This window comes from Bacillus sp. FSL R9-9492 (assembly GCF_038007365.1).
Classification (GTDB): Bacteria; Bacillota; Bacilli; order Bacillales; family Bacillaceae_G; genus Bacillus_A; species Bacillus_A mycoides.
The window spans coordinates 3,058,885-3,072,226 of record NZ_JBBOXC010000001.1; the positions used below are offsets into that span (position 1 = coordinate 3,058,885).

A 13,342-nucleotide genomic window follows, 5' to 3' on the forward strand; every position below is an offset into this window, starting at 1 on the left:
TGTTCTACTTGTTTTGTAGCATTGTATATTTCTTTTTTCATATCTAGAACACTTTTTTCACCGGACTATTTATCGCTTCAACTGGAATAAACAAAATAACGAACACATATGTTTAAGCAGTGGTCAATTGTTGAAAGGGATGAAGAGTATGTCACAGCTCAACTTTGAAGACAATTTGTTAACAAAAGTAGCTTGGTACTATTATAAAGATCAATTAACCCAGCAAGAAATTGCTTCCCTTCTTCACATTTCAAGAAATAAAGTCGTTCGTTTGTTAGATAAAGCACGGACGGAAGGTGTCGTCACATTTCACGTAAAAGGTACTGGATTGCACTGTTTAAGCATTGAACGTGACCTTATGAAAAAATTCCATCTAAAAGATGCTTTCGTTATTCCAACTCCAACTGAGGATTATGCATTTTCACTTGGAAAAGCTGCCGCACAATATTTAGAAACTCATCTGCAACAAGGGGATTTACTTGGGATTGGCTGGGGAGAGACGATAAGTAAAATGCTAGAAAACATTCATTTTGATAGCTCTATGAACCTTTCAATCGTTACTCTTACAGGAGGCGTAAATCACTATATTCCAAGAAACCAAAGCTATTTAAACTACATGCAAGGCGATCTTCATATTATTCCTACCCCTTTTCTAACATCTACAAACGAAATGACGCAAATTATTCTATCTGAACCGAGCGTGAAAGATATGCTTCACGTCGCTTCACTCGCTCATACAGCAGTAGTTGGCATTGGAAGCTTATCTCAAGACGCCACAATTGTGAAAGAAGAAAAACTAACGCTACGTGAAATAACTTATATACGTAGTCAAAACGGGGCCGGAGATATTTTAGGGCAATTTTATAATACTGACGGAAAACAATTAGAACTTCCCCATCATAACCGTCTTATCGGCACACCACTCTCTGTTCTTCAAAATATGAAACATGTCGTTGGTGTAGCTGGCGGTACGGAAAAGATAGCTGCAATTTACGGCGCCTTAAAAGGAAAGTTCATTCATACATTAATTACCGATGAAGAAACTGCCCTCTCCTTATTAAGAAAGGAAGGTGACTCTTAATGTCTACTCTATTAGCTTACGATGCTGGTACAGGGAGCATTCGAGCAGTTCTTTTTGATTTAAACGGTAATCAACTTGCTGTTAGTCAAAAAGAATGGATTCATAAATCAGATAGTCGTTACCCTGGTTCTATGAATTTTGATGTAACTGAAAACTGGCAGCTCGTTCAACAATGTACGAAAGAGGTTCTTCAAAAAAGTAATACGTCCTCCTCTTCTATTAAAGGTATTAGTGCAACGAGTATGCGTGAAGGCTTTGTTTTATACGATAAAAACGGGCAGGAAATATGGGCTTGTGCAAATGTTGATGGTCGCGCGTCAGCGGAAGTTAGTGAACTAAAACAAATTCGTTCCGAAATTGAAGAGGATTTATATAAAAAATCCGGTCAAACTTTTTCGTTAGGTGCTTTACCTCGCTTACTTTGGATAAAAAAGCATGAACCAGACGTGTACAGAAACATTCATTCTTTCACGATGTTAAACGATTGGATTTTATATAAATTGTGCGGCGTACTACAAATTGATCCTTCAAACGGATGTACGTCCGGTATATTCGATTTACAAAATAGAGCTTGGGATAACTGGGTTGCTGAGCAATGCGGTCTTACTCTAGCCTTTTCTCCAAAAGTAAATGAAGCTGGTACAGTTATCGGGAATATCACAAAACGAAGTGCTGAGTTAACAGGATTACATGAAGGAACACCGGTCGTTGCTGGCGGCGGAGATGCACAAATGGCATCGCTTGGAACTGGAGTTGTAAAACCTGAACAAACATTTATATGTGGGGGCAGTTTTTGGCAACAAGAAGTAAATATAACAAAACCAGAAACTGATCCAAATGTAGCGATTCGTGTAAATTGCCACGTCATTCCTAACCTGTGGCAATACGAAACAATCGCTTTCTTCCCTGGCCTTGTTATGAGATGGTTTCGGGATGCTTTTTGCCAAGAAGAAAAAAGGCTCGCTGAAAAACTCGGTGTAGATGCATATGAATTGTTAGAAGAACAAGCGAAAGACGTACCTGTCGGCTCACATGGCATTATCCCTACTTTCTCAAACGTCATGAACTATATTTCTTGGCGTCATGCCGCACCTTCTTTTTTAAATTTAAGCTTAGATGCTGACAAATGTGGGAAGAAAGAAATGTTCCGCGCTATTGAAGAAAATGCCGCCTTCGTTACACTTGGAAACTTAAAACGAATTGAAAATCTCACAGGTACATTCCCTTCTGAAGTTGTTTTTGCTGGCGGTGGCGCTAAAGGAAAACTATGGCCTCAAATTCTATCAGACGTACTCGGCATTCCTGTAAAAGTACCAGTTGTGAAAGAAGCAGCTGCTTTAGGAACTGCAATTGCTGCTGGAGTTGGTGCTGGAATATATTCATCTATGGAAGAAACTGCCGAACAATTTGTACAGTGGGAAAAAACATTTAAGCCAAACGCTGAAAATCATGAGCTTTATAAAGGATTCTATGAAACATGGAAAACAGTGTACGCTAGCCAACTTTCTTTAGCTGATAAAGGCCTCACATCACATATGTGGATTGCCCCAGGTGCGCTGTAACACATTACATAAAGGAGTGATTTCTATGCTTAAAGTGAATGAGGATGATTTCACCTATCGCTTCGGTGATAACGGGCCTAAATATTTAATACAAGGTCCAAATATCGATCTTGGCCTAGTCGTTATTCAGCCTGGGCAAGAGTTTCAAAATCACTATCATACAACGTGCGAAGAAGTCTTCTATGCGTTAGAAGGCGAAATAGATTTCTATGTAAATAACGAAAGAGTTCCAATAAAACAAGGAGATGTCTTGCAAGTTCGCCCTCATGAATCCCATTATCTTATTAACCATTCCGATAAGCCTTTTAAAGCTGTTTTTATAAAGTCACCACATTTACCAAATAAAGATACAGTACAAACTGAAAATCCAACATTAACGAAGGAGTGATTCCTAATGACTTGGGGATTTAAAAATCGATTAAACACAATTTTACCTGACGGCAGAGCTGTTATGTTAGCAATAGATCACGGCTACTTTTTAGGACCGATTCACGGACTAGAACAACCGTTAGAAACAGTTAAAAACTTGCTTCCATATACAGACTCCCTCTTTTTAACACGAGGTGTACTCAGCTCCTGTATTCCTGAAAACTGCAGCACACCGATGGTTATGCGTGTATCAGGCGGGGCAACTGTAGTCGGCAAAGATTTAGCGAATGAAACAATTGTTACACCTGTGAAAGAAGCAGTAAAACAAAACGCAATTGGCGTCGGCGTTTCTGTCTTTGTTGGATCAGACTATGAAACACAAACTGTTTCAAATCTCGCAAACGTAGTCTCTGAAGCTCACGATTACGGCCTGCCAGTACTCGGTATTACCGCCGTTGCGAAAGAACTACAAAAACGTGAAGCTCGCTTTCTAGCACTCGCCTCCCGCGTATGTGTTGAAATGGGAGCTGATATTATTAAAACGTACTACTGCGAAGGATTCGAAAAAATCACAAGCACATGCCCTGTCCCAGTCGTAATCGCGGGAGGACCAAAACTAGATTCAATCGAAGATGCATTAAACATTACGTACAACGCTCTCCAAGAAGGCGCAATCGGAGTAGACATGGGCCGAAACATATGGCAATCCGAACATCCATCTGCGATGATTCAAGCAATTCATGGCATTGTAAAAAATGGATTTAGTGTGAAAGAGGCGCTGGAACTATATAATGATGTGAAAAATTAATGTAAAAAGATGGACTATTTATTATAACGGGTTCAGTTAAGAAGAGTAAAACTTGTTTTGACACTCAAACTACACAAGGAAAAGGATGGCAAGTGCCATCCTTTTTGACATACATTGAACTTTTACTGTTTTCAAGTTTTTTTCTTCGACTAACGAGCCAAAAATTTTAATCAACCTTTAACTTTATAGCTTTTGTAGCAATAAAAGTTTTAATATGCTTATCTAATATCCTTGTTCCACCAAAATCATCCTCGTAAAAACCCGTTATAACAAAACCAGCTTCAACTTGACCTTGGATTTGATCTTCTAGAGTATGTGCGTATTCTATTGTTTGATTTAAATTAATATAATCTTGAACTTCATCCTCTGGTAAATAATCCAATGTTGATGAAGGTATTGAATGTTTAACATCCAAAATACCTTTTTGTTCTTGGTTGTCATCAAAAATCCATAGTAAAGGATTTGTAAATCCAGAAATAAGAATACCTTTATTCTTTAAAACCCTTGAAATCTCATTCCATACAAGATGAACATCTTTTACAAACAAATTAGAAACAGGATTTACGACAATATCAAAATATTCATCTTCAAAATCACTAAGGTCTGACATATCTCCTTGTACTGTTTTTAAAGTTAATCCATCCCGTTCCGCTACCATTTCATCTTGTTCCAATTGCTTCTTAGATATATCAGTAACTGTTACATCTGCTCCAGCAGCAGCCAGTACTGGTGCTTGTTGCCCTCCACCTGATGCTAAACAAAGTATCTTTAATCCCTCTAATGACTTTGGAAACCAATCTCTAGGAACTGATTTTTCTGTGGTGACTGTGATTTCCCATTCACCTGATTTACTTTTTTCAATAACCTCACTACTTACAGGCTCAGTGTATCTAGAACCTTCTTCAACCTTCTTATCCCATGCATTACTGTTTTGTTGTGTAGTATCCATTATAATCATTCCTCCTAACTATCTAGTTGCATTTTAATTGTGACATTATTAACTATTTACACCCTTTTTCTATTAACCTGCCGATAGTTAATACATGGTTTTCTATATTTATTTTAACACATAAACATCCTATTTTTCTAAATATTTAAATTAATTGATTATATTGTAAAAAACGAGAATTGTTTCAGTTATAATAAAATATGAAAACAAAATAAAGGAAAAGAGGAATGATTATGCAACGAATACCTTTTGAACGCCCTACTGATCATTATGATGAACGCTTATCTTCTATTGATGAAAAAATTTGCTCTTTATTAAAAGAACGGAAAGAACTTTCGAATGGGAATCCGGGTTTCCCACCAGATGAAGCCATTTCTAATTGGGCAAAGCAGAACGGGTTATATCCCGATTATTTAAATTCATTATTCTCATCTATGATGGACGAAGATGAGTTTAAACCTCGCGTCGAACCGACTAAGTTTAAAAAACATATACCCGTTTTAAAAACTTATGCACATAAAGAAACTGTGTATACTGTAACCTTTATTCGTCAATATTCTAACGCTAGTGTAATTAATTTATATAAGGAATGGGATCCAAAAAACAATACACTTAATGAGAATAATACACATAGCCTTGTTGAATTATCGATAAATGATACATACGATTGCTGGGCAGAAGGATGGTCTGGAACAGATGGACATACAAGTTACCAATTCGTCATTTCCCCTGCTCTTCCTGATAACCCGTCTGGTATTAGCTTTTTATTTACAGAACGTAGTATGCCTTTTTCGGACAAGCATGAACGGCTTGAATTTGAAATTAAGTTAGATTAGATTAAAATAACGGACATATTATACGGTTAATATGTCCGTTATTTTTTGTTCTCTAGATTCACTAAAACCCATTCAATCACGATAATTGCCGAATGAATACGTTCCTTCGTATCCCCTAAGAACACTTTATTAAGCAAATCATCAAAATTAGTCGGTCTACTAGGTAATGCTTGAATATACCTTAAAACAGATCCAGCTGAAGGTGTTGGTCTGTTATTAATAGCCCATATTCCCTCTAGCAATGTCCACATTGATGTGTGAACTATGTATGAAGCTTTTAACTCATCTTTTGCTTTCAAAGCAGCCTGAATTTTAATAAGCGAACTATGTAACCAATGAGAAATGCCTTTTACTTTATCACTAGAAACAGAATAATTTTCATATGTATGTTGAGCTATTTCCTTTAACCTTTTTAACTCACTGTAACTATCAAATAAAATTTTACCTTCTAAAAAAGAATATAGTTCCATCGGATTCTTTTTAAAGTTTACTTGTATTTGATTAAAATCATCATACTTGTATTCAACTAGAATACCTTTTCTAGTTTCTGAATGAAATTTCTTCTTTTGTCCGCCCTCTAAAAGAATATAAAAGTCCAAATCGGATTCAGGATATGCATCGCCTCTTGCGACAGATCCGATAAGCATTAATCCACTTATTTCATTTCTAGCTATATGTTCATTTAGAATTTTATGTACTAACTCTTTATGGTTTTCATATGTAATAAATGAAAGATTCTCTATCATTTCTATCCTCCAAGTTATCGATTTATTCTTATAAGAATAGATCGATATTTCTCAGTTTCTAAAATAAGCAAACACCTTTTAAACGATATTGAATTATATTTTTTCTCATACATTTCCATTATACACACTGCTAATTGTTACATGCCGAGCTCTATTTTATTTTCACATACTTGTAAAATGCCTATTCAAATTGCTTTCTATTAATTCTTTGTGCAATTGGGTGATCATCTTTTAGTTGCAGTAGATCCCATAAATTCCCGTATAAGTCCTTAAATACTGCAACAATTCCGTATGATTGCTCTTTCGGCTCTCTCACAAATTCTATTCCTCTTGAAATCATTTCATTATAATCTCTCCAAAAATCGTCAGTATTTAAGAAAAGAAATACTCTACCGCCTGATTGGTTACCAATAAAGGGCTCTTGCTCAGGTTTAGATGCCCTGGCTAGTAATATTGTTGTGCCGACTGAACCTGGAGGAGATACCACTACCCACCGTTTGTTTTCTTCTGGCTGATAAATATCTTCAACTAATGTGAAATTTAGTTTCTTTGTATAAAACTCTATTGCCTCGTCACAGTCTTTTACTACTAATGCAATATGAACTATCGATTGAACCATTATTGTCCCTCCTAATCTTACTCACTGATCGAGTTTATATTTTAACATTTCTAGTTTTAACCTGTCCGTTAATTCTTCTTACATCACAGGCGAATCATTCTCTTTATTCAATATAAATAACCATCTATCAGTAAGCAGATAGATGGTTATTTATTCGAAAGAATATAATTAAACAAATGTATTTTTACGACTGTTGATAAGCCGATTTCGATGATTTCACATAATAAACTCCGTGCTCAACCTTAATGATATGATCTGGTTTTGGCTTACCGCGGCCCGCTCTATGTCCAGCTAAGTGCTCTTCACTCGTTTCCCAGTTCTTCCATGCTTCTTCCGATTCCCACCGAATCATAACTACAACTTCTTCGTCTCCGCGTCTTACTTTTTTAACGAGAACACTTAAGTCGATGAATCCTTCAAATTTTTCAATAATTCCTTCTCCTGTGAAACGCTCTACAACTATATCTGATGTACCTTCTTTTACTGTAAATGTCTTCGTTTCGATAAACATATATTCCACTCCCTCTTTGTAATACGAATACTAGTATTCTTCTATTATAATTGATTATGATAATTATTTTCAATTATAAAGTTTCAAATCTTTATAATTATGCTGACTTCTCCTCAATCGCCTCATCTAAAAATTTGAAATACGGAAGCAATATTCCTATTAAAGAAGTAACACATATAATCGAACCAATGATAAAGTATAGTACTCTCACTCCCCACATTTCACTCAGTATTCCCCCTAATAACACACCTAATGGCATTGCCGATCGTATGAAAAATAATCGCACTGAAAATACTTTTCCTATCATATTACTTGGGACAGTTTGTTGGCATATCGTCGTGTTATGAACATTGAAAAATGCAATACATATACCAGCAATTACCTCGATTACAATCGCAATAATAATACTATTATTTAAACCTAGTGAAATGTAAGTAAGGCCCCCTACGAATAATCCTCCAAGCATAAGTAATCTACGGCTTCTATACTTCACTTTCCCAACTAACATGGAACCAACTACATAGCCAAGTGGAAATCCTGCCATAAAATAACCGTATTCAGCATACCCTGCCGATAGTTCGTCTTTAATATAAGGAAGATTCGTAACCATCGTTACTCCTACTCCAAATTGAACGAATGTTAGAAAGATACCAAGCCAAACGATAACTGTTTTTTTGAAAAAGTATGTAAAGCCGTGAAGAAACTGCTCTAGCCACGTTTTTCGAAGTTCTTGCTTTATCCTCTTTTCTGTAATGAAAAGTAATAATCCTCCACTTATAAATAGACAAACGCACACAAAAAATAATGTAAGCTTCATTCCAATAAAATGAATGACGATACCACCTAATACTGGCGCTACAAACATCATAAGACGAGTCATTCCATCTATATACGCATTTGCATCTTGAAGCTGCTCTTTACTTACAATGCTCGGTGTAATTGCTTGACTTGCAGGTGTATACAGCGGTGTAATGAGCCCAATTATAATTTGAACGACATACACGTGCCAAACTTCTATACTACTAGTAACTAACATGACTAAAGGCAGTAAGAAAACAGAGGCCCGCATCCATTGCGAAAAAATCATAATCCACTTTCTGCTCCATTTATCAATATATGGCCCGCTTATAAGTTGCAGTATGAGTGACGGGATAAAATATAGTAACCACATGCTACTTAATGCTGTTTTTGATCCTGTTAATTCATAAACAAGAATTGAATTACATAACGTTCCGAAAGCCCCACCTAATTCTGAAATTGCACTGCCAATCCACATAAAAAAGAATGAACGATTTTTCAATACACTATTCACTATAGCTCACCAACTTTTCTATTAAATTCCTCCCTTTATGTACATTCTCGTTGTATATTATCTATTCAAAAATGCATCTATTTCTTTCGCTAAAGACTGCAATGCTTTCTTTCTTAACACATATTTCCCATCATGAATATCAACTAACTTTGCTGAACGTAAAAGTTTCAAATGATGATGTACTGTCGATTTTCCTAGTTGTAATCTTTCCGTTATTTCTTGCAGTGTACGCTCTTGTTCAAATAATAGTTTTACAATACGCAATCTTGCCTCGTCCCCGAGCGCCTTATGTTTATGAACTAAAAAATAGCTCGGCTCATATGGATCTTCCGGATGTATACTTTCATTTGCGACCGGATAATGAAACACTTTCGTATCTTCAATATCAGCTTCTATGTTCCACGGTCTGTACGTAATTTGTGGGATAAGAAGTACGTGATGAACACTTGGCTCTGGCATATATATAACGCCACCTGTAGCCCACTCGACAAACTCTTCCGGTTTCATCTTTTTATTCATTTCATTTTTCGCTTCATAATCTCGCTTTAATATAGAGAGCAGTTGCTCCTCTTCTTTCTTAATAACACCCTCATACCATCCTGTCATAACCGCGATTAAATGACCCTTTAGTTCTTGTACATCTGCATCACATATAAAGCCAATATAAGTAGAGAAAAACTGGTGATCATGTGTCAGTTCCTTTAGTTCGTGTATTACAGATGCTTCTCCGCTTGCGGCTAAACGTCTTTTCGCTTGATACACTTCTCCTAAAAACGGTAAACATATATACTTTAAATCTTCTTCTGAAAATGAATCGATATTTGCAATAAACTGTGATAGATCCTGAAAATCTCCCTCATACAATAACTGAAGCAATGCTTTCCATGTATTATTTTCTTCTACAAACTGTAAATGCTCTCTCATCTCTACCGATAATGATTCTCTTATTTCTTCCCATTCACTTTGAGTCTTTTCAAGAGTATCGATTAACCTCTTATGAGTAATTGCCGCAATGCCAAGTGCGCATTCGAAAAGTATCGAATACTTCATTTGAACGTTGTATGTTTCCCTTTTTCTACTCGTCACGTGAAAGACTTCCATTTTATCCCCTCCTTATTTGCTATGTATTAAATTCTATATTTATCGAATTATACCTTCTAATTTTTTAGAATTTTAAAACTTTCTGAAACTTTATATTGCTACAAGTTTTTAAATTTAAGCTGCAGTTAATTTTCTTGTTCAACTATGAGGCAGGTTTATTGAAGAGAAAGGAGAATTTATTACGTTTATAAAAATGATTTGGAAAGCATAAGTTTATTTCTGCAATTACTACAACGGCGCCGTATTGTTCTTTTAGAAACTTCCAAACATCAATCAGATGATAAGTAGGTACGTTTCTACCTAATTTATCTAACACTTATTGTTGGTCTATCTCATAGTTAAGGAGGCTATACGAATGGGTAAAAAAGAAATATTACAAAATGGGGTCAAGCAAGTTTTTTACGAAGAAGAATGGTATCCACCGATATCAGAAGCGTTAAAGAATCTTACTGCTGCACAAGCATGTTGGCACCCAGAAGGAAAGGCCAGTAATACGATTTGGGAAAATGCAAACCATTTACTAACCTTTAAAGAACGCTTACTGTCCCGCTTACATCAAGATGACACATTTGTTGCTCCACAAAATAATGATGACACGTTTGTCCAAGGTGGACCTAATGATGATGGTGCTTGGCAACAAACAGTGAAGCGAACGCTCCAAGTACATGATGCCTTACAATCTTCATTAACATCCCTTCAAGAAGCAGAACTGGATCAACCAAGTCCGTCTCTACCAGTTTGGCAACAATATATGAATATCCTATTGCACGATGCTTATCATACAGGTCAAATTATACAACTTCGTAAACTCCAAGGTTCATGGCCATCTCATCGTTCATATTTATAAGCAATGATTAAAGATGATAGACAAGCATATGATTCTACATTTAGCAGAATAAGTACAAAAAAAAGCAAATGAGATTCTAACTCTCATTTGCCTTTTTGCGTGCTGGAGAAACATCCTGCAATGAATTATTAAGCTTAATTAATATTCAACAAAGAATGTTCAATGGATAAAGTAAAACTTTAATTAGGCATTTCCCGGCCATTATCTCCCGCCTAACTTCCTCGCATTCGCCGCTTATCAATTCACTTGCGCATCGTTCAATAGCACAATTATTTCACTCAACATTTCTTCTGTAAAAGCACCTGCGCTAAAGTTCACTAATGCTCGTAATGGCATATAGTTCAGCATAGCGTCCATCATTTCAGATGCATCACTATCCCCTTCAGTCATACTACCAAACGGACTGTCTTTTAATGCTTTTTCCATAAGCCCTTTTGCGATTGGTGCTAAGATTGGGTCCGTAAATATGTCCCCAAGTAACGTATTACGATGCACTGGTTTTTGAGTTATAGTCGTTGATTGAACATACATGCTATCATGTAAAACAATCTCTTTTGAAGACTTTCCTACTAAAATCTCAAATTCACCTGTTTCAACATGCCAGTCCTTTAATTCAACATTATAATAAGCAAATGATCTTTTATTTAAAGTAAAGCTAACCGTTTTTTCTTCTCCCGGTTGCAATTCTACTTTTTCAAATCCTTTTAGCTCTTTTTCAGGACGAGTCATGCTGCTTTCAACATCTTTTATATAAAGCTGAACAATTTCTTTCCCTGCTCTACTACCAGTATTTTTCACGTTCACACTGATAGAAACAGTGTCCGTATCCGTTATCTCTTTCTTATTTATTGAAATATTACTATATTCAAAATTTGTATAACTTAATCCAAAACCAAATGGGAACAACGGTTCAATATTTTTCGCATCGTAGTAACGGTATCCGACGAACACACCTTCTTTGTATTCCACTTTGTCCCCTTCACCAGGGAAGTTTAAGTAAGAAGGATTATCGCTTAACACTTTCGGAAATGTTTCCGCTAATTTCCCGCTTGGATTCGCATCACCAAATAATAAATCAGCAATCGCTCCGCCTAATGCTTGGCCACCTAAATAGCCTTCAAGTATTCCTTTTACTTTACCTATCCATGGCATTTCAATTGGAGCACCGTTACTTAAAACTACAACGATATTACTTTGAACTTCAGCGATAGCCTCAATTAATTGCACATGATTTTCTGGCATTTGTAAATGTTTTCGATCAAAACCTTCAGATTCATAACGATCTGGAAGTCCAACAAAAAGGACCGCTGTATCTGCTCGCTCTGCTATTTTTTTCGCTTCATTAACCATGCTTTCATTTACATCATCACTGGCAATGTCATAGCCTTGGGCAAATAATATGTTCGTTTTTTCACCTGATACCGTTTCAATTTCTTCGAGAATACTTTCAAGATTTGTTGGATTGATATGGGAGCTTCCGCCACCTTGAAAACGTGGTTGCTTTGCAAATCCTCCAATTACTGCTACCGTTCCCTCTTTTTTCAGCGGAAGAATGGAAGCTTCATTTTGTAACATAACCATACTTTCACTTGCAACTTCTCTTGCAAGCTGATGATGCGCGTCCTTACTATACGCAGCGTTTTCTAATTGGTTATCATAAGCTTTAAAAATAATGGAAAGAAGACGCTCTGCCGCTTGATCAAGCTTTTCTACAGATAGCTTACCACAGTTAACTGCGTCGACAATTTTCTTCTCACCAATTCCAAAGCTTGAAGGCATTTCTAACTCCAAACCGTTAGCTAAACTTGCAACACGCTCATTTACTGCACCCCAATCAGAAACGACAAAACCTTCAAATCCCCATTCATCTTTTAAAATATCATTTAATAAATAGTTATTTTCCGAAGCGTATTCACCATTTACCTTGTTGTATGCGCTCATTACTGTCCAAGGCTGTGCTTCCTTAATGACATCTTCAAAGCTAGCAAGATAGATTTCACGCAATGTTCTTTCATCAACAATTGCATCTACAGACATTCTGCGATGCTCCTGATTATTAGCAGCGAAATGTTTTAATGACGTTCCAACCCCTTGACTTTGTACGCCTTTAACATGGTTTGCAGCCATTTGTGATGATAAATACGGGTCCTCTGAAAAATATTCAAAGTTTCTTCCGCATAGCGGCGAACGTTTTATATTTGCACCTGGTCCAAGGAGAACTCCTACATTTTCAGCCTGACATTCTTCTCCTAATGCAACTCCTACTTGTTTTATTAATTTTTTATTCCATGTACTTGCTAATCCTACTGCTGATGGGAAACAAGTCGATGGAATACTGTTATAAATCCCTAAGTGATCTGCTCCCTCTGCCTGTTTTCTAAGGCCGTGTGGTCCATCAGTTACCATAATTGAAGGAATTCCTAATCGCTCAATCCCTTTTGTATTCCAAAAGTCTAATCCAGAACATAGACTTGCCTTTTCTTCTAATGTCATTTGTGAAATGATTTTCTTAATATCCCTTTTCATGATAGCCCTCCTAAAAAATAATTAAGTAAACGCTTTCTTAATGTTATTATAGTTATTATTTTTTAGATATTATGG

At 36.3% G+C, this 13,342-nt stretch carries 13 protein-coding genes; 6 read left to right on the top strand and 7 right to left on the bottom strand.

The genetic code is table 11. The features are described 5' to 3' along the window. Window positions 1-148 precede the first annotated feature (148 nt). Genes MKY70_RS15655 through lsrF form a run of 4 tightly spaced genes read left to right on the top strand, consistent with a single transcriptional unit; the run spans window position 149 to window position 3,820 of the window. Window positions 149-1,081, top strand: a complete 933-nt coding sequence (locus MKY70_RS15655; protein ID WP_088035427.1) for a sugar-binding transcriptional regulator — start codon at window positions 149-151, stop codon at window positions 1,079-1,081. After that, window positions 1,081-2,643, top strand: coding sequence for an autoinducer-2 kinase (gene lsrK, locus MKY70_RS15660; protein ID WP_088035429.1), 1,563 nt, complete (start codon window positions 1,081-1,083; stop codon window positions 2,641-2,643). The genes MKY70_RS15655 and lsrK overlap by 1 nt, the downstream gene beginning before the upstream one ends. A gap of 25 nt (window positions 2,644-2,668) precedes the next feature. After that, on the top strand, window positions 2,669-3,031 hold the full coding sequence (locus tag MKY70_RS15665) for a cupin domain-containing protein (RefSeq protein ID WP_000921867.1): 363 nt from the start codon (window positions 2,669-2,671) through the stop codon (window positions 3,029-3,031). A 6-nt stretch (window positions 3,032-3,037) separates the two neighbouring features. Continuing rightward, window positions 3,038-3,820 carry a 3-hydroxy-5-phosphonooxypentane-2,4-dione thiolase gene (lsrF, locus tag MKY70_RS15670; RefSeq protein WP_088035431.1) on the top strand — a complete coding sequence of 261 codons (783 nt, stop codon included), beginning with the start codon at window positions 3,038-3,040 and terminating at the stop codon, window positions 3,818-3,820. Window positions 3,821-3,986: 166 nt separating this feature from the next. On the opposite strand, the gene MKY70_RS15675 is transcribed toward lsrF, so the two are convergent. Continuing rightward, the gene (locus MKY70_RS15675) at window positions 3,987-4,769 is read right to left on the bottom strand and encodes a class I SAM-dependent methyltransferase (protein WP_016101165.1); all 783 of its coding nucleotides are present in this window, start codon (window positions 4,767-4,769) and stop codon (window positions 3,987-3,989) included. 233 nt (window positions 4,770-5,002) lie between these two features. On the opposite strand from MKY70_RS15675, the gene MKY70_RS15680 reads away from it, so the two are divergent. Beyond that, entirely contained in the window at window positions 5,003-5,605 is a 603-nt protein-coding gene (locus MKY70_RS15680; protein WP_341025103.1) for a hypothetical protein, read from the top strand. A 38-nt stretch (window positions 5,606-5,643) separates the two neighbouring features. Here the strand turns inward: MKY70_RS15680 and MKY70_RS15685 are convergent, their stop codons facing one another. The 5 genes from MKY70_RS15685 to MKY70_RS15705 all read right to left on the bottom strand — a co-directional run bounded on the left by MKY70_RS15685 (window position 5,644) and on the right by MKY70_RS15705 (window position 9,894). Continuing rightward, window positions 5,644-6,351, bottom strand: coding sequence for a nucleotidyltransferase family protein (locus MKY70_RS15685; protein ID WP_088035435.1), 708 nt, complete (start codon window positions 6,349-6,351; stop codon window positions 5,644-5,646). Between the two features lie 181 nt (window positions 6,352-6,532). Continuing rightward, complete coding sequence (locus tag MKY70_RS15690; protein WP_341025105.1) at window positions 6,533-6,970, bottom strand: VOC family protein; 438 nt, start codon at window positions 6,968-6,970, stop codon at window positions 6,533-6,535. Between the two features lie 184 nt (window positions 6,971-7,154). Then, entirely contained in the window at window positions 7,155-7,481 is a 327-nt protein-coding gene (gene hmoA / locus MKY70_RS15695; protein WP_002084853.1) for a heme-degrading monooxygenase HmoA, read from the bottom strand. A gap of 97 nt (window positions 7,482-7,578) precedes the next feature. Further along, complete coding sequence (locus MKY70_RS15700) at window positions 7,579-8,793, bottom strand: MFS transporter (RefSeq protein ID WP_341025109.1); 1,215 nt, start codon at window positions 8,791-8,793, stop codon at window positions 7,579-7,581. Window positions 8,794-8,850: 57 nt separating this feature from the next. After that, the gene (locus tag MKY70_RS15705) at window positions 8,851-9,894 is read right to left on the bottom strand and encodes an ArsR/SmtB family transcription factor (RefSeq protein ID WP_341074531.1); all 1,044 of its coding nucleotides are present in this window, start codon (window positions 9,892-9,894) and stop codon (window positions 8,851-8,853) included. A gap of 355 nt (window positions 9,895-10,249) precedes the next feature. Here MKY70_RS15705 and MKY70_RS15710 point away from each other — a divergent pair, with 355 nt between their 5' ends. Then, window positions 10,250-10,741 carry a DinB family protein gene (locus MKY70_RS15710; protein WP_088035445.1) on the top strand — a complete coding sequence of 164 codons (492 nt, stop codon included), beginning with the start codon at window positions 10,250-10,252 and terminating at the stop codon, window positions 10,739-10,741. A gap of 237 nt (window positions 10,742-10,978) precedes the next feature. Here the strand turns inward: MKY70_RS15710 and MKY70_RS15715 are convergent, their stop codons facing one another. Further along, entirely contained in the window at window positions 10,979-13,267 is a 2,289-nt protein-coding gene (locus MKY70_RS15715; protein WP_088035447.1) for a glycoside hydrolase family 3 C-terminal domain-containing protein, read from the bottom strand. Window positions 13,268-13,342 lie beyond the last annotated feature (75 nt).